Genomic DNA, 20,810 nt, shown 5'->3' on the forward strand with positions numbered 1-20,810 from the left:
GCGCGCCTCACGCCCACTCCTCCGCCATGACCTCGGTCTGCTTCAGCACCCGGTCGATTGCGTCCGGCGCCTTGTCCGGCGGGTAGCCGAAGAAGTCCAGCAGGAGCTGGACCCTGGCCCGGATACGGTCCCGGGCCTGGCTCTTGACGCGCCAGTCGACTGTGACGTCCTTGCGGACGAGTTCACACAGCTTGCGTGCGATCTGGCTGAGTACGCCCTGCCCCATCTCCAGCGCGGAAGGGTTGGCGGCGACGGCATCGTAGAAGGCCAACTCATCCTCACTGAGGCCGAGTTCGGCTGCGCGGGCGCGGTCGGCGGAGACCTCGCGGGCGAACTCGACGAGGATGTCCATCGTTTCGGCGGCGCTGATCAGCCCGTTGTGGTACCGGTTCATCGTCTCCTGCATCCGCACCGTGAAGGCGCGCTGTCGGGTGATGTTGCCGGGGTGGGCGTCGCGGATCTCCTTCGTCAGCGAGCGGCGCAGGGCTTCGAGGGCGAGGTTGGGGTGGCGGCTCGCCTTGAGTGAGGCCACGAACTCCTCGTCCAGGTGCGACAGATCGGGCTTGGTCAGGCCTGCGGCGTCGTAGATGTCGACGACGTCGCCCGCGACGACGGCCTCGGCGTTGAGCTGCTCGATGAGACGACGCTGGTCCGCCGCGGTGGCCAGGCCCTGGTCCTTGCGAGCGTCCACGTCGATCTTCTCGCGGGAGGTGCGCACGGTGCCGAAGAACTGGATGTCCGGGAGCAGATCCTGAACGCCCACATGGGTCGGGCAGAGCGAGAACGCCTGGGACAGCAGCTTGCCGTAGTGCATGAACAGCTGCCGGCGGGTGGGCTTGCCCGGCTGGAGATCGGGCTCGCCCTCCTTCAGAAATTCCAGTGCGGCGTACAGGGCCTCCTGGTAGCCGTCGGCTTCGAGGGTCTCGCGCCATGGGCAGTCGTCGAGCACCTTGAGGATCCGCCAGTGCATCTCGCGTACCGTCTTGACGGCCTCCGAGATGTCCGCCCCGATGGTTCCCTCGTCCTGGTCTGCGTCCGAGGTGTACTCGGCGAGGGCGTCGGTGAGGTGCTGGGTCACCCCGAGGAAGTCCACGACCAGCCCCGACGGCTTCTCGCCCCATGTGCGGTTGACGCGGGCGATGGCCTGCATGAGGGCGGCCCCGCGCATCCGGCGGTCGAGGTAGAGGGTGTGCAGCGGTGGTGCGTCGAAGCCGGTCAGCCACAGCGACTGGACGATGACGAGTTCGAGCTCGTCGTCGGGGTCCGTGACCCGTGCCTGGAGGGCCTTGATCTTCTCGGGGCTACGGACGTACGGCGCGACTTCGTCGTCGTCCCTGCCGGGGTTCCCGGTAAAGACCACACGGATCTTGCCGGTGTCATCGGGCAGCAGTCCGGTCTGCTTGTCGGGCTCACCGGCCCACTCAGGCCGACGCGTGGCGAGCGCGTTGAACAGGCGGGCGGCGATCCTGCGCGAGGAGCAGACGATCATTCCCTTGCCGGGTCTGCCGGTCAGTTTGCTCATCTCACGGCTGCGGTGCTCCCAGTGAGACAGAACGGTGCCGGCGAGTTTCTCTATGCGGTCGTCCGCTCCGATCAAACCCTCGAACGTTGCGAACTGGGCACGCGCACGAGCCTGTTCGGTCTCACTCAGTCCTTCGACGAGCCCCTCGGCCCGGGCGTCCATCTCGTCCAGGTCGGCGTTGTCGGGCAGGGCGACCTCGTGGAGGATCGGCTCGTAGAAGACGCGAACAGTGGCGCCGTCCTTGACGGCCAGGGAGTGGTCGTACGTATGGATCGTCGGCCCGAAGACGGCGAGGGTGTTGCCGGTCCTGTTGTCGATCGGGGTGCCGGTGAAGGCGAGGAACGTGGCGTTGGGCAGGGCGTCGCGCAGGTGGCGGGCGAAGCCGTCCTCGAAGTCGTAGTGGCTGCGGTGGGCCTCGTCGACGACGACGATGACGTCCCGGCGGTCGGACAGCAGCGGGTGCCTGGCGCCGGCTTCCTTCTCGGCCTTACTGATCCGGAACTTCTGAAGAGTGGTGAAGATGACACCACCGCCGCCCTCGCGCCGGGTGAGCAGCTCCTTCAACTTACTGCTGCTGTTGGCCTGCTTGGGCTCCCCACCGATCACCCGGCGCAGGCTGTGGCTGGTGACGAAGGTCTTGAAGAGCTGGTCGTCGAGGTCGATGCGGTCGGTGATGAGGACGACCGTCGGATTGGACAGCTCGGGGATGCGGGTCACCTTGCCGGTGTAGAAGAGCATCTCCTCGCTCTTGCCCGCGCCCTGTGTGTGCCAGACGACGCCTGCCCTGCCGTCCGTGGCGACGGCGGACTCGGTGGCCGCGAGTGCTGTGTTCACGGCGATGTACTGGTGGGCCTTGGCGAGCTTCACCGTGTCCACGTTGCCGCCGGTGCCTTCGGCGGAATAGGAGAGGAAGTTCCCGACCATGTCCAGGAAGTGATCAGGCTCCAGCGCCCCGGCGATCAACCGTTCCAGCGCCCGGCCGTCCTCCCGCTCCTCCTCCCGCTTCAGCAGCTCGCCGTCCTCGGCGTGCCAGGGTGCCATGTGTTCCCAGGGTGTGAAGGGAGTGCCGAGGCGGGCGGTCACCCCGTCCGTGGCGACGGCGACACACAGGGTGCGGAAGGTGCCGTCGCTCTTCAGCTCACGCCGGTAGTTCTGGATCTGGTCGTACGCGGTGCGGGAGTCGTCACGTCCACTTGCCTTCTTCAACTCGATGACGCCGAGCGGGATTCCGTTGACGTACAGCACGATGTCGAAGACGAACGTCCGCTCGCTGGCCGCGCATATCCGGACCTGTGAGGAGGCGACGAGGTCGTTGCCGTGCGGGTCGGTGAAGTCGATCGGGCGGACGGTGACGCTGTGTGTCTTGTCGGTCAGCGGGTCCGTGTACTCGACCTTCAGATCACCGGTGAGTTTCTTGTAGAACTGCCAGTTCTTGCGCACGTCGTTGCCGGGCGCCTGCCGTAGCAGTTCCTCGATCGCCTCGTCGACGGCGTGGGCGGGCAGGTTGGGGTGGCGGGTGGCGATGGCGGTACGCAGGCGGGGGTAAAGGATCAGGTCGCCCCAGTCCTTGCGGTGGCCGCTCTTGGGGTTGAGCGCCTTGCCGGGAAAGTGCTGCCACCCGAACTCGGCGAGGTGATCCAGGGTGAGCGCCTCCCAGTCACGCTCGGAGGAACCGCGGGAAGGACGGCTCTCGAACTCCGGGGGAGTGGCAGCACTTTCGGTGGTCATGACGTGGCTTCCTCCACGACGCGCTCGGCGTCCTTGACGCGGATCTTTCCGGTGACGAGTTGGGGGAGCAGGGTGTCCCTGAGGGCGGCTAGGGTGCGGTTCTCGTTCTGCACGGCACTTGCGCGTTGAGCAAGTGGGCGCACTGTCTCGGCAAAGGCCGTTGCACGCTCCCCTTCAGGGAGCCTGACGCGCAGCTTTGCGATGCGGTCCGTTCCGAGACGGCCGGTGCCGTGCCCGGCGGTGTCGACAAGACCGAGGATTTCCCTGGTTCGGGCCCGCAGGGCGAGGAGCAAGACGACGGAATCGATCCCAGCGTGTGGAATCAGCGCCTTGCAGTCCTGGCCGAAGGCCACCTCGCGCTGTGTCAGGCCGACCCGGAATTCTGAGGTGAGACTCATGCCGCGTACGACGAAGATGATCGTGCCCGCGGGGACAAGCCGGGTTCCGTTCTCGGCCCCAAGCCGGGTGACCTTTCGCTCCGAGTCGTCGAGCCACGCAGACTTGAGACTTGCGGCCGAGATCCACGGGATGTCGCCGTCCCAGTAGCTCGGCTCGCTGGTCTTGGGTGTCCCACCGGAAAGCCACTTCGCGCAGTCCGACAGGGCAATCATGCGCCAGCCTTGCTCGATGGCAGAGTCCCGGACGTACAGAGCCTCAGCGAGCGCGTTCGCCGTCTCGGCGATGCGTTCGTTGACGGCCATCTTGTCGTCAAGTGCACCCAGTACCTCCGCGATGGCCCGCTGATGACATAGCGGGGGGACGCGGAGAGGCCAGTTCGCGATCTCGGCGATCGGGATTCGGTCGACGGTGGCGCCACGAACAGCACGCGCTTTGATCTCTCCCTGGAATTCCGGGCCAAGGTAGGCATACAGAAGGAAGCGTTCGTCCACCCGTTTCCTGTGGGGGCGCAAGAGCCCCATGCGGCGCCCCAGACAACCCCGCACACCTGGTGGCATGAGAGCGGCGGCACCCAGTCGGGTCTCGTAGGAGAAGAGCAAGTCACCTTCCTCAGGGGTGACTCGTCGTGTCCACTTCGTGAAATCCGCTTCGCTGACGTGCGCCGACTCCGTGAGGTCCAATCGTCCTTCGGAAAGACTTGAAATGCTGAGAAACCAGGGTCCTGACTTCGTCTTGGCCGGTGTTGCGTGAGGCCCGTCGAAGACCGTTGCGAGGTCGCCGATACGTTGGGTTGTCCACTGCTCCATCACAGCCTCCCCACCTGCTCGCGCACCACAGCCTCCAGCCGCCCCGCTTCCTCGAATTGCGAGAACAGCTCCTTAGTCAGCCTCTCCACCTTCGCCCCCACCGGCTCCGCGTCAGGGTCCCCTTCCGGCTCCGCAGCCTTGACGTAGCGCCCCGGCGTCAGCATGAAGTCGTTCTGACGAATCTCTTCCAGCGAAGCGCTCCGGCAGAACCCGGGCACATCTGTGTATGCACCAGCGCCTGAAGCTCCTCTCCATGCACGGAAAGTTGAAGCTACTCGCTCGACATCCGGCGTTTTGAGCTCCCGGTGTGTGCGCTCTTTCATCGTGCCGAGCCTGCTAGCGTCGATGAACAGCACCTCCCCCTTCCTCCCCTGCACCCACTCTCCGTGCCCCCGCCCCTTGCCCTCCGCGAGGAACCAAAGGCACGCAGGAATTTGCGTGGACCGGAACAGCTGACCCGGCAACGCCACCATGCAGGCCACCAGGTCGTCCTCCAACATCCGGCGCCGGATGTCGCCTTCGCCGCCCGACTTGCTGCTCATCGAGCCGTTGGCCAGGACGATGCCCGCCCGCCCACCAGGGCGCAGCTTGCTGACCATGAGCTGGATCCAGGCGAAGTTGGCGTTACCGACAGGTGGGACGCCGTAGACCCAGCGGTCGTCGATGCCGAGCCGTTCACCGCCCCAGTCCGAGATGTTGAACGGGGGGTTGGCGAGCACCACGTCGGCCTTCAGATCGGGGTGCTGATCCTCGTGGAAGGAGTCGGCGGGCTCCTCCCCGAGATTTGCCTCGATGCCGTGGATAGCGAGGTTCATCTTCGCCAGTCGCCACGTCGTGAGGCTGCGTTCCTGGCCGAAGACAGAGACGTTGAAGCGGTCGCCGCCGTGCGTGTCGATGAACTTCTCGGTCTGCACGAACATCCCGCCCGAGCCACACGCCGGGTCCAGAACCCGTTCCCCTTCCTTCGGCTCCAGCATCTCCACGAGGAGTCGCACGATGGACTCCGGTGTGAAGAATTGCCCGGCATTACGCCCCTCGGCGATCGCGAACTGCTCGAGGAAGTACTCGTACACCTCACCCATCAGGTCGCGGGCTCCGGTTCGCCTGCCGTCCTCGCCGACCTGGGACTGGAACTCCAGCCGGTCGAGGAGCTGCACCAGGCCGGCGAGTGTCGTCTCGTTGACGCGCTGGCTGTTGTAGTTGTCGGGCAGGGTGTCCTTGAGGGAGGGGTTGGCCTTCTCGATGGTGTCCATCGCGGCGTTGATGACCTCACCGAGCGAGGGGCCGTCCAGCGTCCCCTTGGCCCGTTCCATCACCACTTCCCAGCGGGCCGCCGGGGGGACGTAGAAGAGCCCGGCGCCCGTGTACTGCCTGCGGTCCTCCACCGTCTTCAGGATCAGCTCCTCCGATGCCCGTCCCTCAAGGCCGAGTCCGGCGAGCATGCTGCCGTCTCGCAGCTGTGCTTCGAGCTGCGCCCGCTTCTCGGCCATGGCCACGGATACGTACTTCAGGAAGACCAGGCCGAGGACGAAGTGCTTGTACTCGGCGGCGTCCAGAGTCCCCCGGAGCTTGTCCGCCGACTTCCACAGGATCGCTTTCATGGGCTCCGGCTTGGCGTCCTTCTTCTTCCGTGGTGGCACGAGGCTTCTCACTTCTTTCGGTGTGCTGCGAACGTGAATCTGTACTGGTGATGAGGTGTTCTATAGCGGCGCCGGTCACCTTCGGCGCAACGCCAGTGCGCCATCGGCGACTCCGGCCGAAATCCGCTCAGCCAGGCCGTCCAGCGCCTCCAACTGCCTGCGTACGTCCGCCCGCAGTCGTTCCGTCTCGGTGAGGATGGCTTCCAGTTCGCCGATCTCGGCGGGCGGCAGCTGTGGCAGATCCATTTCGCGCACGCTTACCCGCCGGACCAGCGAACCGCTGCCGCGGTGCTGGTTGCGCGGCGACTGGAGCAGCCGGGCCAGGGAGTGGGGCCGTATCCACAGGGCGTCAGGGCGGTCGGGCGTACCGTCGGCGATGGCCCGGACGTGGTCCTGGTACGCCGTGATCCGGAGTCCTTGCACCGGGGCGAGCAGCACGCAGCCGCCCGCCATGTCCACCTGGCAGCGCACCCCGTGTTCGGCAAGCAGGAGGACGTCCCCCCGCTCGGTGATCCTCGCCGACGAGTACTCCGCTAGGTCTTCGAGGTCGATGCGGCGTGTTCCGACGGGCAGTTTGCCCAGCAACTCGGGACGCCCGACGACGGGAAGACCGGCCTCCCCAATGTGCTCATCCCTGACGCGGTGTCCATTGAGCAGTTTCAGCTGGCCTGCTCGCAGGTGTTCGTCGAGTTTGCGATGCCGCATCGGCGTACGCCGCTTGGCGACGCTCATCCCGCCGAGCCAGTCGCGGAGGTGGGGCATGGCAGCGGCGGCCGTCCGGCGTGCGGTGAGGGTCTCCTCGAAGTGGTCGACATGTGGCTCGGGAGCCGCCAACCGGTGCGCGGGCAGTACCGAGCGGCCGTCCAACAGCTGCTCCTGGCCTGCGCCGGCCGCGCGTACCGGTACGAGCGCGGCATCCTGGGGATCGGCGACCGCCTCGGGCAGCGACTCAGAAACAGGGTCGGTCTCTGCCAGCCGTACGACCTCGGCCACCTGGTCGACCCACCCCTTCCCCTCGGACCGCTGGGTGATCCGGTCCGCGTCGACCAGCAGTACCGAGCGGGGTTCGGACGGTCGGCGCAGCACGAGAAGGGCATACTCGGCTCCCGTACGGAAGGGGTGTATACGGCGCGGCAGTTGCACGATCGCCTTCACGCAGCCGCGCTCCAGGAGCTCTTCTCGCGCCTTCACCGTCGGGGTCGGCACAGCGGCTGCGCCGGTGCCGCGGGTGCGGGTCAGCGTCCAGGCGGGAACGACGACGTAAGCGCGCCCGCCAGGTTCGAGGCGCCGGACGGCTTCCTCGGCCCACCACAAAGGGCCTTCGCGGTCGCGTTCTCGCTCGCCGGGCACGTACGGCGGATCGGCCAGCACGATGTCGGCGTGGGAGAAGCGGTGCGGATCGACGGGTGCCTGATTCCAGGCACGCTCGGTGTCGAGTTCGGACGGTGACGCGCAAACGTCCACGGAGCCCGCCTCGTAGCTCAGCAGCCGGTACCGCAACAACTTCCGCCGTAGCGGATCGGGCTCGACGGCGACGAGTTCGCCGTGGCCCCGGAGGTTCTCGTAGGGTCCGCCGCCCATACCGAGTAGCAGTTCCCCGAGGCCTGCGCACAAGCTGATCGTCGAACGCTGTCCGGGACCGCCCTCGTTTGGGCCGATCAGCGCGGCGACCAGCGCGACGACTTCCCGTGGAGCGATGTCCATGACGAGGTCGGACTCGAGGCGCCGGGCGATCTCCAGGTCCTCGTCCAGGCCCAGCAGCGCGTCGGCGGCCCAGCCGGGGGCGCCGATCTCGTTCATGAGCTCGTGTACGGCCCGTACGACATCCGGGTCTGCAGCCTCGTGCTCCGCCACGAGTTCCGCGGGAAGGTACTCGGTGATCCAGTCCTTGCCCTCCGCAGACATGGCGATCACGGCGAGCGCCTGCGAGATGAGTGTCTGCGCCGAGCCCAGCCGATGCTTGAGCGCGATCAGACCGCGCAACCGCAGGGCGCGGCGGAACCGGTCGCCGTATGTGGGGAGGCGGCCGTCCTGGTCGGGTTCGGCGTCCGGGATCGTCCGCAGATCCAGCCAGTCCGCGATCTCGTTCGCGTCGAAGAGGGGTTTGCTCTCGCTGCCCGCGCCTGGAACGGGGTCGGGGAAGGGACGGCGGGAGTCGCTCCCTATGCCCAGGACCTCCCGCGAGAACCGCCGCCGCCAGTTGCTGACCGTGGGACGGCCCACTCCGGCGAGTTCCTTGATCTCGCCGAGCGACACGGGAGCGTACGACGGGATCGTCGCGGTCTCCGGCTCGGGCACCGAGGGGCGTTCCCAGGACATGAACCTGGGCTTGGGGCGCGGCATCACGGCCTCACAGCCGCACCGGCTCAGCACCGGCGAGTACGAGCGGCCTGCGAGCGAGCACTTCGGGAATCTGGCTGAACTGCCGGTGCAGCGCGGCCTTTTCGGGCGACACGTACTTCATGAGCCGGAGCAGCGTCTCGTAGTCCTTCTCCAGGTGGCGGTGGCAGATGCGCTCGTGGTGGCCGATGCGGTTGCGGAAACGGCGGATGTGGTCCAGCTCCTGCTGGAGGGCACCGCGCCTGCCCCGGTAACCACGGAAGGCGTGGCGCAGTGCCGGGTTCCAAAACTGCATCTCGTAGTTCTGGCCGCGTCCCGTGAGGCCGACCCAGAACCCGAGGGTGAGCTTGGCGACCATGTCCCCGGGGGTGAAATTCTGGCCGAGCTCCTGTCGCAGAGCCTGCTTGGCACTGTCCACCTGTTGGGTGCCCTTGCTGGTCAGCCGCACGCGCGGGGAGTCCCACCAGTCGGCGTGCCCGTAACGTCCGGACAACCTGGCGTGGAACGAGTTGCGCATAGCCACCTCGAAGTCGCGCAGCGCGCCGAGGAACGCGCGGGAGGCCTCACCGTCCCAGCAGTACAGCCGGAGCGCGACGAGGGGGTCGCCACCACAGTCGTCGAGATAGGGCTGGAACCTCTCGGCGGAGATTGAGTCCACGATCCGCTTGGCCTCTTCGTCCGTCACCATCGACGCCCCCCGAATGAAAGGTTCCGTGTTAATCTCGAAGGCGTGCGCCCCGGAGTCCTGTCACTGCTTTTGCACACAGCCCGGGGCACAGCTTTGTCCGGACCCGGGCGGCGCGCAGGGGCATGCCAGAGAACCGTCGCCGTGATGACCTGACTGCATCACCTTCAACACAGGTAACGGTACGATCCTAAATAGTAGATGTCCAGCGACTGCTGAGAAGCGGGCTTCTCAGCAGCTCGCCAGAAGCCCAACGCGACATCGTCTGAGCGATCCGGGTTGTCCTCAGTGATGGAACCCCGTCGCCGCTCCCTTGTCCCGCGTAAGCGGCCCAGACTGCCGGCGCAGGTCCGGCAGCAGCCGCCCCAGGTCCTCCACGAACAGTTCGGCGAGGTCGGCCGAGAAGCCGTTGCGGCACACCACCCGCAGCACGGACAGGTCCTCGCGGTGGGGCGGGAAGGTGTACGCCGGCACCAGCCAGCCGCGCTCGCGCAGCCGTCGGGAGACGTCGAAGACGTCGTACGTCCGCACGCCCGGCGCGGTCGTGAAGGCGAACACCGGCAGCTCGTCGCCGCGGGTCAGCAGCCGGAAGTCGCCGAGCGCCTCGACACGTTCGGCGAGGCTCGTGGCCACGTCCCGCGCGGCCTGCTGCACGGCCCGGTACCCATCCCGGCCCAGCCGCAGGAAGGTGTAGTACTGCGCCACGATCTGCGCGCCCGGCCGGGAGAAGTTGAGCGCGAAGGTCGGCATGTCGCCGCCCAGGTAGTTGACGCGGAAGACGAGTTCCTCGGGCAGGGCCTCCGCGTCCCGCCACAGCGCCCAGCCGACGCCCGGGTAGACGAGACCGTACTTGTGCCCGGAGGTGTTGATGGAGGCGACCCTCGGCAGCCGAAAGTCCCACACCAGGTCCTCGTCGAGGAAGGGCGCGACCATGGCACCGGACGCCCCGTCGACGTGGACGGGGATGTCGAGGCCGGTGCGCTCCTGGAGGGCGTCGAGGGCGGCGCACAGGTCGGCGATCGGCTCGTAGGAGCCGTCGAAGGTGGAGCCGAGGATGCCCACGACCCCGATGGTGTTCTCGTCGCACAGTTCGGCGGCGGCCCGCGGATCGAGATGGAACCGGTCGCCCTCCATGGGGACCTGACGGGCCTCCACCTCCCAGAAGGTGCAGAACTTCTCCCAGCAGACCTGGACGTTGATCCCCATGACGAGGTTCGGGCGGACGTCCCGGGCCGGGTACCGGTCGGCGTTCCGGCGCGCCCACCGCCGCTTGAGGGCCATCCCCGCGAGCATGCACGCCTCGCTCGACCCGGTCGTCGAGCAGCCCACGGCCGCCGACGGGTCGGGCGCGTTCCACAGATCGGCGAGCATGGCCACACAGCGCCGCTCCAGCTCGGCGGTGCGCGGATACTCGTCCTTGTCGATCATGTTCTTGTCCCGGCACTCGTCCATGAGGGCCCCGGCCTGCGGCTCCATCCAGGTGGTGACGAAGGTGGCGAGATTCAGCCGGGAGTTGCCGTCGAGCATCAGTTCGTCGTGCACGAGCTGGTAGGCGGTCGTGGGCGGCAGGGGAGCGTCCGGGAGCCGGTGCTTGGGCGGGGCCTCGGCCATGCCGCCTACCGGGTTGGCCTCGCCGTGGAAAGGGTTGACGGCGAGCCTGCGCCCGTCGCCCTTGTCGTCCGGTACTCCGCTGTCCCCTCGGTGCAATGGCATGCGTACGACGGTAGGTCCGGGCCGTCGGACTTGCACCTCACGCCACGTAAGGATTCATCGTGAAGGGCGTACCGAGAAGGGAGCGGAAGAAGTGAGCTACTCCGTGGGACAGGTCGCCGGCTTCGCCGGGGTCACGGTGCGCACGCTGCACCACTACGACGACATCGGCCTGCTCGTCCCGAGCGAGCGCAGCCACGCGGGCCACCGGCGTTACAGCGACGCCGACCTCGACCGGCTGCAGCAGATCCTGTTCTACCGGGAGCTCGGCTTCCCGCTCGACGAGGTCGCCGCCCTGCTCGACGATCCGGCCGCGGACCCGCGCGCGCACCTGCGGCGACAGCACGAACTGCTGACCGCCCGGATCGAGAAGCTGCAGAAGATGGCGGAGGCCGTGGAGCACGCCATGGAGGCACGCAAGATGGGCATCAATCTCACGCCGGAGGAGCGGTTCGAGGTCTTCGGCGACAAGGACCCGGAGCAGTACGCGGAGGAGGCGGAAGAGCGCTGGGGCGGCACGGAGGCGTACGCCGAGTCGCAGCGGCGCGCGGCCCAGTACACCAAGGAGGACTGGAAGCGCCTGATGGCCGAGGCGGAAGACTGGAGCGAGCGTTACAAGGCCCTGATGGCCGAGGGCGAGCCGCCGGCCGGCGAGCGGGCCATGGACATGGCCGAGGAGCATCGACAGCACATCGGCACGTGGTACTACGAGTGCCCCTACGAGATGCACCTGTGCCTCGGCGACATGTACGTGTCCGACGAGCGCTTCAAGGCGTTCTACGACTCCATGCGCCCGGGTCTCGCCGAACACCTCAGGAACGCGATCAAGGCGAACGCGGCCCGGTACACCTCCTGACCCGCGGCCCGGGAGGCTCACTCCCGGGCCGGACCGTCAACCCGAGGACCTCGCCGAGCTCCACGGCTTTGTGCCGGGCGGACCACAGTGCATCCTGGGGGCCTCTTGGAACCTGGGCCACGACGGCTGCGTTGATACTTTGGGCAGCCAGTCCCAGCCCGCCCCACACCAGCAGGAGCCACATTCCCGTGACGACCCTCGCGCTCGGCCCCGAGTGGCTCAGCCCCGACTACCTGATCGAGACCTTCAGCCTGCCCGGCATCCTGCTGATCGTCTTCGCCGAGTCCGGGCTCTTCGCCTTCCTGCCGGGCGACTCTCTGCTGTTCACCGCGGGGCTCTTCGTGGCCGAGGGGACCTACATCAGCCAGCCCCTGTGGCTGGTCTGCACGCTGATCGTGATCGCCGCCGTCATCGGCGACCAAGTGGGCTACATGATCGGCAAGTTCTTCGGTCCCAGGCTCTTCAGCCGGCCCAACTCCAAGCTCTTCAAGCAGGAGAACCTGGAGAAGGCCCACGAGTTCATGGAGAAGTACGGCCCCAAGGCGATCGTCCTCGCCCGCTTCGTACCGATCGTGCGCACCTTCGCCCCCATCGTGGCGGGCGCCGGCCGTATGAAGTACCGCACGTTCCTCACGTACAACGTCATCGGCGGCATCGCCTGGGGCACCGGCGTCACCCTCGCCGGCTACTGGCTCGGCCAGATCGAGTTCATCAAGACGAACGTCGAGGCGATCCTCATCCTGATCGTCTTCGTCTCCGTGGTCCCGATCATCATCGAATACCTGCGCGAGCGGTCGAAGAAGAAGCGCGCGGCCGCGGAGGCCCCCGCCGGCCGGCCGCAGATGCCCCCGATGATGGACGACGCGACGACGCAGCTCCGCCGCGTGGAGCCGGCACAGCAGCCTTACGAGTCGGACCAGGGCTACGGTTACCAGCAGGATCAGCCGTACGGCCAGCAGGACCAGCCATACGGCCAGCAGGATCAGCCATACGGCCAGCAGGATCAGCCGTACGCCCAGCAGTACCCGCGGCAGGGGCAGCAGTACCCGCAGCAGTACCCGTACGACCAGAACTATCCTCAGAACTGAACGGGCTGCTCGGTGCATCACCTGCGAGACCGAATGTGATATCAGCGATCCCGCAGGTGATGGTCCGCTCTGCGCCTAACTCACGAACATCCACCTGGTCACATAGACTTTTCCGTCGGTCATCATGATGCCGCGGATGCTGTCATCGGAACCCAGGTTGCTGAGACGCCTGGTGTATGAGCCGCAATCTCCAGACGCGATGAATTGACTGTCGTAGCCGTCCCAGATGTGCCTTCCGCCCTTTATCTGGTAGCCGAACTGTACGTTGATGGTCCCCGAGCCTCCTGACCTGCAGTACTCGGTGGTGTAGTTTCCGGTGATCGGACCGTCCGGACCGTAGATGCACAGCTCGCCATTATCGAGCGATCCGCACTTCGACGCCTGAGCGGTCTGTGGGGCCGCTTCGGCGGATGCGGCAGGGCCGAACAACACGAGGACGCCGGCCATTGCCGCAGCCAAGGCGAGCGTGTTTTTGGCGGCTCGCAACACGGAAGATTTCAAGTCTGTCCCCCATTTGGAAATGGCTTCTTCGGTCGGTAGAAGGCTAGGCAGATGCCCCATGGGCCAGACAAGTCCGCATCCCTGAAGCCGGAAACTCAAGAAGTAACAGCGTGTAAATGGGGATGCTTTGTCGTGTCGCTCAAAAGAGTCATGTCTGTATATTGAATCCGTGTGGCAGGCTGTCGAAGCTACTGTCAGCCGATCATGCAAGATGCGTGTGACATCCATCACGTGATGATCTTGGGGCCCGCCCCGTCAGAAGCCGCGCGTCCGCTTGGCCGCGCGGCGGCTCGCCGCCGTGGCAGCGCCCGGGATGCGCAGGAACAGCCGCGAGATCTCCGTTCCCAGGTTCACCCCGATCGCGATGGCCATCGCCAGCGCCGCGGCCTTCGACAACGACACCAGCCCCGCATCGAGCTCGTTCTGCGCGATCGACAACAGCCCGAAGTACGACGCGGAACCGGGCAGCAGGGGCCCGATCGCCGCCGTCGTGTACGGCAGCGCCGACGCGAACCGGTACCGGGACAGCAACTGCCCGAACAGCCCCACCAGGCCCGCCGCAACCGCCGTGGAGGCAACCGGTGAGAGCTCGCCCGCGTAGTGCATCGCGCCGTACACCGCCCACGCGACACCGCCGTTCAACGTCACCGCCAGCACGGTGGATCGTTCCTGCTGGAGCAGCACCGCGAAGGCCAGGGACAGCAGCATCGACGCACCGATCTGCAACAGCGGCCGTGGTTCGCCGCCCAGAGCCGCGTCGGGGGTGAGGCGGGCGCCCAGCTGGACACCGACGTAGAGCATCACCAGCACCCCGACGACGATGCCCACGAAGAAGTACATGACTTCCAGCAGTCGCGCGGACGCGGTGATGTAGTAGCCGGTCAGACCGTCCTGCACGCCCGCCACCAACGCCCGCCCGGGCAGCAGCGCGAACAGTCCACCCGTGATCACCGCGGACGCCTTGACGTCCACGTGCGCCAGCGTCATCGCGATCGCGATCGCGGCCGGCGGCGTCGCCGCAACCGTGAACTGGTAGAACTCCGGCAGGCCGCGCCCCGCGCACAGCCAGGCCAGCCGGTCGCCGAGCATCGCGCCCAGCGCGGCCGCGACGAAGACGGTCAGGTCACCGCCGACGAGCACGGAGGCCGCGCCCGCCAGCAGCCCGCTCGCGGCGGTCAGCGCCCAGCCGGGGTAGGGGTGCCGGTTGCGGCGGATCTCGGCGAGCCGCCCGTAGGCCTCTTCCAGGGAGAGGTGGTTCTCCGGGTCGCTGAGGTCGTCCACCAGCTGGTAGACGGCCGCCAGACGCGTGTAGTCGGTGCCCCGGCGGCGCACTGTCCGGGACGCCGTCACCGGGTCGTCGACCAGGGACGGCTGGTAGGAGATCGACAGCAGGGTGAAGGTGACGTTCGGTTCGCAGCGGTCGAGCCCGTAGGAGCGGCAGACGGCGAACATCGCCGCCTCCACGTCCTCGGCGCCCTCGCCGCCCGCCAGCAGCAGTTCACCGATACGCAGCGTCAGGTCGAGCACGCGCGGAACGGCCGGACCTTCGTCCTCCTCCGCCTTGTGCACGAGCTCCGGCGCGGGCCGCTCGGCCACCGGCATGCGCAGCATCGTGCGCATCCGGTCCTGCCAGGGCAGGTCCTTGGTCAGACTGACCACGGGGATGCCGGTCGGCGGCGTGAACGCGGGCGGCGCGTGCCGGGCGCTGTAGGTCCTCGGCGAGTTGAACGCCGACCCCTCGGGCTCCGCCACGGGGGTCTGCTGGACGTCGAGCCCCTTGGGGAGGGCGAACTCGGACGTGGTCTCCGACTCCGAACCGACGATGGGCACCGCGAGCCCCTCGGGAATCGCGAACTCGGATGTCGTGGAGGACTCGCCCAAGTCCCCGACGACCACACTGGGGGCCGCGAAGGCACTCCTCGCCTCGTCCGACCGTGGCTTGCGGTACTCCGCCTCCGTCACTGCGTAGCGCTCCCTGTACGACACGTTCAGCAAGCATCAGTATGCGCACAGATGCGCGAAGGGGCCGCACGCGTGTGCGTGCGGCCCCTTCGCGACAGCAGGCTCAGTGACCGCCCTGCTCCTTGAAGCGCTTGTAGGACCGCTCGATCTCGGCCTCGGCGTCCGTACGGCCCACCCAGTTGGCGCCCTCGACCGACTTGCCGGGCTCCAGGTCCTTGTAGACCTCGAAGAAGTGCTGGATCTCCAGGCGGTCGAACTCCGACACGTGGTGGATGTCACGCAGGTGCTCCACGCGCGGGTCGTGCGCCGGCACGCACAGCAGCTTGTCGTCGCCACCGGCCTCGTCCGTCATCCGGAACATGCCGATCGTGCGGCACTGGATGAGGCAGCCGGGGAAGGTCGGCTCGTCCAGGATGACCAGCGCGTCCAGCGGGTCGCCGTCCTCGCCGAGGGTGTTCTCGACGAAGCCGTAGTCGGCCGGGTAACTGGTCGAGGTGAAGAGGCGACGGTCCAGGCGGATCCGACCGGTCTCGTGGTCCACCTCGTACTTGTTCCGCGAACCCTTCGGAATCTCGATCGTGACGTCGAACTCCACCGGTGGCTCCTCCATGATCAGCACATAGTTCTGGTGGTTAAGTGTCCCTCACGCAGGTGTGTGATCGCGAAAGGGGCTGGTGGTCGTGCCAGAGCTGAGGCCTTGGCGAGCCGCGAGACCGCATGTGACGCGGGTCGCGAGCGCCGTACGACCGCGTCTGGCACAGGCCGCGGACGCCGTGGGCCCACGTCTCGCACGCGCCGCGACGGCCGCGAGGCCACGGGTCGCGCGGCTCGCACGCGCCACGAAACCGCAGGTCGCGCGGATCACGAGGGCGAAGACCTGGCAGTACACCGCGGGCGCCGCCACCGCCGGCCTGGCGCTGGCCGCCGGAGTGGTGACCGCCGCAGGCCCTTGGGACTCCACCGGTCAGCGTACGGCCGAGCGGGACCGGGCGGCTGCCCAGGAACGTACGGGTGGCGCAGATCACGATGGTTCTTCCGGTACGTCCTCCGGTACGGCGGCCGCGCCCCGCCCCGCACCCAGCGCCGCCTCCGTCCTCGCGGGCCTCGGCGGCGGGGCCGGCGGCAGTCTGAAGTCGGCCCCGACCGGACGGGCCCTCGCCGGCGTCCTCGAGCCGCTCCTGAAGGACGCGGCGCTCGGCACCCGCCGTACGGCGGCGGTCGTGGACGTCGCCACGGGCACGCGGCTGTACGGCGTCGGGGCCGACGAGGCGCTCACGCCCGCCTCCACCACGAAGATCGCCACCGCCGCGGCCGCACTGACCGCCATGGGCGCCGACCACCGCCTCACCACCCGCGCCGCCCTCGAAGCCGACACCGGGGAACTCGTCCTCGTCGGCGGCGGCGACCCCACGCTCACGGCCCACGAGGACGCCGAGGGCTGGGCGAGCCTGCGCACCCTCGCCGACGAGACGGCCGCCGCCCTGAAGAAGCGCGACCTGCGCGAGGTGACGCTCTCGTACGACACCACCTTGTACGCCGGTTCCGAACTTCACCCCATCGGAGTCAACGACAACCTCGCCCCCGTCTCCGCCCTGATGGTCGACGAGGCCCGCACGGACGACTCCGCCGGCGGCCCCGCACCCCGGGTGACGGACCCGGCGGCGGACGCGGCCCGCAAGTTCGCCGCCCTCCTCGAGGACCACGGCATCAGGACGACGTCCCCCGGCCCCTCCAAGGCGACCGGGCGCGCCCAGTCCCTCGCGACGGTCTCCTCGCCCCCGCTGTCCGCCCTCGTCGAGCGCATGCTCACCAACAGCGACAACGACATCGCCGAGGCCCTCGCCCGCCAGACGGCCGTCGCCACCGGCGCACGCGCCGACTTCGACGGCGCCGGCCGGGCGATCGCCGCCCAGCTGGACAAGCTCGAAGTGCCCCTGTCGGGCGCCGAATTCCTGGACGGCAGCGGCCTCGACCGGGGCGACCGGCTCACCGCCGACCTGCTCACGGCACTGCTGGCCAAGGCGGGCGACCCTGCTCACCCAGAACTCCGCCCGGTCCTCACCGGCCTCCCGGTGGCCGGCTTCACCGGCACTCTGACCAGCCGCTACACGGACGGGGCGGCGGGCATCGTACGAGCGAAGACGGGAACCCTGACGGGCGTGAACACCCTGGCGGGAACGGTGGTCGACCAGGACGGCAGGCTGTTGGCCTTCGCGTTCCTGACATCGGACACGTCGGATCCGTGGGCGGCGCAGTCGGCGCTGGACAAGACGGCAACGGCCTTGGCGGCGTGCGGCTGCGGGTAGGCACCGCCCGCCGGGCCGTCGAACCGACGTCACCCCCGCCATCCCCACGACCTGCCCCCAGCGGCAGCGCTCACGTACGGTTGACGCATGACGAGCATCGGTGGTGCTGCATCTTCCGGGATGGTCGACTGGAATCTCGCGGTGGCGACCGCGACCCGGCTCGTACGGCCGGGCCCCGACGTGAGCCGCGACGAGGCCCGGGCCGTCGTCGCGGAGTTGCGTCGGCACGCCAAGGCCTCGGAGGGACACGTCCGGGGCTTCACTCGTATGGCCACGGAGAACGTCCGTGACACCCCGGTCCTCGTGGTCGACCGCCCGGGCTGGGTCCGCGCGAACGTCGCCGGGTTCCGGGAGATCCTCAAGCCCCTGCTCGACAAGATGCAGGAGCGGCGCGGCAACAGCCCAGGTGGCGCGGTCCTCGGCGCCGTCGGCGGCAAGGTGACCGGCGTCGAACTGGGCATGCTGCTGTCCTTCCTGGCCTCCCGCGTCCTCGGCCAGTACGAGACCTTCGCCCCGGCCACCCGCGACCTCCCCGCCGGCGAGAACGGCGGCGGCCGGCTCCTGCTCGTCGCCCCCAACATCGTGCACGTCGAGCGGGAACTCGATGTGCAGCCCCACGACTTCCGCCTGTGGGTGTGCCTGCACGAGGAGACGCACCGCACGCAGTTCACGGCGGTGCCCTGGCTGCGGGACCACCTGGAGGGTGAGATCCAGTCGTTCCTGGGAGAGACCGAGGTCGACCCCATGACCGTCCTGGAACGCGTCCGGGAGGCCGCCCAGTCCCTCGCCGGGGGCCGCCCCGAGGGCGAGGAAGACGACGGCGGACGGTCCCTGGTGGAGATCGTGCAGAGCCCCGCCCAGCGCGAGATCCTCGGCCGCCTCACCGCCGTGATGTCCCTCCTGGAGGGCCACGCCGACTTCGTGATGGACGGCGTGGGTCCGGACGTCGTACCGACCGTCGCGGAGATTCGCGAGAAGTTCCAGCAGCGTCGCGCCAAGGGGGCCTCCCGGCTGGACATGGCCCTGCGCAAGCTGCTGGGTCTGGACGCCAAGCTCAGGCAGTACCGCGACGGCGAACGCTTCGTACGGGCGGTCGTCGACCAGGTCGGCATGGACGGCTTCAACCGCGTGTGGACCTCCCCCAACACCCTCCCCACCAAGATGGAGATCGCCAAACCGGCGGACTGGATCGCGCGGGTGCATCGCAAGGCCGAGTCGTGAACGGGGGTGCGGGGGTTGTGCAACGAATCCCGCCGACGGCAGGCGAACGCCCCTTCAATCACCCGTCCGAGGGACCGTGAGGCATGGGTAGGCGTGCAATGCTCGGGGAACGGCCCGGTTCTGTCACCATCTACACACTCTGAGTGACCGAGCTCGGGCTCACCCCCCGACAACTTCATGAAGGGAACCGGACATGGGTCCCCATCCTGCGGTCGCGGCGATACGCCTGGCGGTCCGCCGCGTCCTCCACGACATCCTCACCGAGCAGAACTCCCAGCCCGCCTCGCCGTCCCCCGGGCAGACCCCGCACGAGCGCCTGTCGTCGCCGCTCGTGCTCGTGGCATGCTCCGGCGGCGCCGACTCCACGGCCCTGGCCTCCGCCCTCGCCTTCGAGGCCCCCAAGCTGGGCTTCCGGGCCGGCGGCGTCACCGTCGACCACGGCCTGCAGCCCGGCTCCGACCTGCGCGCCGAGGAAGTCGTCCTGCGCCTGCGCGAACTCGGCCTCGACCCGGTCGAGTCCACCGCAGTGACCGTCGGCCGCGAAGGCGGCCCCGAGGCCGCCGCCCGCGACGCCCGCTACGCGGCCCTCGACGCCGCGGCCGTCCGGCACCGCGCTGTCGCCGTCCTGCTCGGCCACACCCGCGACGACCAGGCCGAAACCGTGCTGCTCGGCCTCGCCCGCGGCTCCGGCATCCGCTCCCTGTCCGGCATGGCCGCGGTCTCGGGGGCCGACGGCCGTTACCGGCGCCCCTTCCTCGAAGTCGACCGGCAGACCGCCCGCAAGGCCTGCATGGTCCAGTCCCTGCCCGTCTGGGACGACCCCCACAACGCCGACCCCGCGTACACGAGGTCCCGCCTGCGCCACGAGGGCCTGCCCGCCCTGGAGAAGGCGCTCGGCAAGGGCGTCGTCGAAGCCCTGGCCCGGACCGCCCAGCTCTCCCGCGACGACGCCGACGCCCTCGACGCCTGGGCCCGCGAGGCTGAGGCCTCCGTACGCGACGCCGCCGGCCTTCTGGAGTGCGCCAAGCTCTACGCCCTGCCGCCCGCCGTACGCCGCCGCATCCTGCGCCGCGCCGCCATCGAGGCCGGCGCCCCCGCGGGTGCCCTCTTCGCCCGCCACATCGAGGAGGTCGACCGGCTGATCACCGGCTGGCGCGGTCAGGGGGCCATCAATCTGCCGGGCAAAGTCGTCGCCCAGCGGCAGGGTGGCAGACTGGTGATTCGGCAAGGCTGAATCCGGCGGGCTGCCGAGGGCCGTGGCGCCGGGCCTGCCGAGGGCCGTAGTGCAGGGCCGTAAGTGCGGGACGACCGAAAGTGATGCGGGTGGACGCGAAAGACATGGGTGCCGAGCTCCAGCAGGTGCTCATCACCAAGGAAGAGATCGACGCGAAGCTGGCGGAGCTGGCCGCGAAGATCGACGCGGAGTACGCGGGCAAGGACCTGCTGATCGTCGGCGTCCTCAAGGGCGCGGTGATGGTCATGGCGGACCTGGCCCGGGCGCTGTCCACCCCCGTCACCATGGACTGGATGGCCGTGTCCTCCTACGGGGCGGGCACCCAGTCCTCCGGCGTCGTGCGGATCCTCAAGGACCTCGACACCGACATCAAGGGCAAGCACGTCCTGATCGTCGAGGACATCATCGACTCCGGCCTGACCCTGTCCTGGCTGATCTCCAACCTCGGCTCGCGCGAGCCCGCCTCCCTGAAGGTATGCACCCTGCTGCGCAAGCCCGAGGCCGCCAAGGTCGCCATCGACGTCGAGTGGGTCGGCTTCGACATCCCCAACGAGTTCGTGGTGGGCTACGGCCTGGACTACTCCGAGAAGTACCGTAACCTCCCGTTCGTCGGTACGCTCGCGCCCCACGTCTACGGCGGCTGACCCGAGAGGTCAGGCGCCGTATGAAGATCGGGAACCTCAGCAGGTCCCGCGGCGTTGGAGCATGCAGACGGGTTTGCCAGCCGTCCCGTGCGGCTTCGCGCGCCAAAGCTGGGGTACCGTCAGAAGAACTGTCTTATCAAACTCACTATGGCAGGAGGGACGGGGCGG

Annotated in this window: 15 protein-coding genes; 6 read left to right on the top strand and 9 right to left on the bottom strand. The window is 68.4% G+C overall.

What is annotated here, in order from left to right:
• Nucleotides 1-7: 7 nt before the first annotated feature.
• From Q4V64_RS29585 to Q4V64_RS29610, 6 genes are all read right to left on the bottom strand, one after another.
• Nucleotides 8-3,250, bottom strand: coding sequence for a type I restriction endonuclease subunit R (locus Q4V64_RS29585; RefSeq protein ID WP_124440224.1), 3,243 nt, complete (start codon nt 3,248-3,250; stop codon nt 8-10).
• On the bottom strand, nt 3,247-4,455 hold the full coding sequence (locus tag Q4V64_RS29590; RefSeq protein ID WP_216377613.1) for a restriction endonuclease subunit S: 1,209 nt from the start codon (nt 4,453-4,455) through the stop codon (nt 3,247-3,249). The genes Q4V64_RS29585 and Q4V64_RS29590 overlap by 4 nt, the downstream gene beginning before the upstream one ends.
• Entirely contained in the window at nt 4,455-6,056 is a 1,602-nt protein-coding gene (locus Q4V64_RS29595) for a class I SAM-dependent DNA methyltransferase (RefSeq protein ID WP_253266954.1), read from the bottom strand. Before Q4V64_RS29595 ends, Q4V64_RS29590 begins: the two co-directional genes overlap by 1 nt.
• Nucleotides 6,057-6,170: 114 nt before the next feature.
• Complete coding sequence (locus Q4V64_RS29600; RefSeq protein WP_303712368.1) at nt 6,171-8,414, bottom strand: hypothetical protein; 2,244 nt, start codon at nt 8,412-8,414, stop codon at nt 6,171-6,173.
• A 31-nt stretch (nt 8,415-8,445) separates the two neighbouring features.
• Entirely contained in the window at nt 8,446-9,123 is a 678-nt protein-coding gene (locus Q4V64_RS29605) for an Abi family protein (protein ID WP_124440221.1), read from the bottom strand.
• Nucleotides 9,124-9,405: 282 nt separating this feature from the next.
• Nucleotides 9,406-10,833, bottom strand: a complete 1,428-nt coding sequence (locus Q4V64_RS29610; protein WP_124440220.1) for a glutamate decarboxylase — start codon at nt 10,831-10,833, stop codon at nt 9,406-9,408.
• 91 nt (nt 10,834-10,924) lie between these two features.
• On the opposite strand from Q4V64_RS29610, the gene Q4V64_RS29615 reads away from it, so the two are divergent.
• Nucleotides 10,925-11,686 carry a MerR family transcriptional regulator gene (locus Q4V64_RS29615; RefSeq protein WP_124440219.1) on the top strand — a complete coding sequence of 254 codons (762 nt, stop codon included), beginning with the start codon at nt 10,925-10,927 and terminating at the stop codon, nt 11,684-11,686.
• Nucleotides 11,687-11,874: 188 nt separating this feature from the next.
• Nucleotides 11,875-12,774 (top strand): VTT domain-containing protein, encoded by a 900-nt coding sequence (locus Q4V64_RS29620; protein WP_124440218.1) that lies wholly within the window; start codon nt 11,875-11,877, stop codon nt 12,772-12,774.
• A gap of 75 nt (nt 12,775-12,849) precedes the next feature.
• On the opposite strand, the gene Q4V64_RS29625 is transcribed toward Q4V64_RS29620, so the two are convergent.
• The 3 genes from Q4V64_RS29625 to Q4V64_RS29635 form a co-directional block, all read right to left on the bottom strand.
• Nucleotides 12,850-13,335 (bottom strand): hypothetical protein, encoded by a 486-nt coding sequence (locus Q4V64_RS29625; protein WP_124440217.1) that lies wholly within the window; start codon nt 13,333-13,335, stop codon nt 12,850-12,852.
• Nucleotides 13,336-13,530: 195 nt separating this feature from the next.
• Complete coding sequence (locus Q4V64_RS29630; RefSeq protein ID WP_124440216.1) at nt 13,531-15,237, bottom strand: threonine/serine exporter family protein; 1,707 nt, start codon at nt 15,235-15,237, stop codon at nt 13,531-13,533.
• Between the two features lie 103 nt (nt 15,238-15,340).
• Nucleotides 15,341-15,832 carry an inorganic diphosphatase gene (locus Q4V64_RS29635; protein ID WP_095751114.1) on the bottom strand — a complete coding sequence of 164 codons (492 nt, stop codon included), beginning with the start codon at nt 15,830-15,832 and terminating at the stop codon, nt 15,341-15,343.
• Nucleotides 15,833-15,956: 124 nt separating this feature from the next.
• Here Q4V64_RS29635 and dacB point away from each other — a divergent pair, with 124 nt between their 5' ends.
• The 4 genes from dacB to hpt all read left to right on the top strand — a co-directional run bounded on the left by dacB (nt 15,957) and on the right by hpt (nt 20,642).
• Nucleotides 15,957-17,543, top strand: coding sequence for a D-alanyl-D-alanine carboxypeptidase/D-alanyl-D-alanine-endopeptidase (gene dacB, locus Q4V64_RS29640; RefSeq protein ID WP_124440215.1), 1,587 nt, complete (start codon nt 15,957-15,959; stop codon nt 17,541-17,543).
• Between the two features lie 87 nt (nt 17,544-17,630).
• A complete protein-coding gene (locus Q4V64_RS29645) occupies nt 17,631-18,764 on the top strand; it encodes a zinc-dependent metalloprotease (RefSeq protein ID WP_124440214.1) in 1,134 nt (377 codons plus the stop codon).
• A 193-nt stretch (nt 18,765-18,957) separates the two neighbouring features.
• The gene (gene tilS, locus Q4V64_RS29650) at nt 18,958-19,998 is read left to right on the top strand and encodes a tRNA lysidine(34) synthetase TilS (protein ID WP_124440213.1); all 1,041 of its coding nucleotides are present in this window, start codon (nt 18,958-18,960) and stop codon (nt 19,996-19,998) included.
• 83 nt (nt 19,999-20,081) lie between these two features.
• Entirely contained in the window at nt 20,082-20,642 is a 561-nt protein-coding gene (gene hpt / locus Q4V64_RS29655; RefSeq protein WP_124440212.1) for a hypoxanthine phosphoribosyltransferase, read from the top strand.
• The last annotated feature ends 168 nt before the right edge of the window (nt 20,643-20,810 follow it).

The organism is Streptomyces sp. NL15-2K (assembly GCF_030551255.1).
GTDB lineage: Bacteria > Actinomycetota > Actinomycetes > Streptomycetales > Streptomycetaceae > Streptomyces.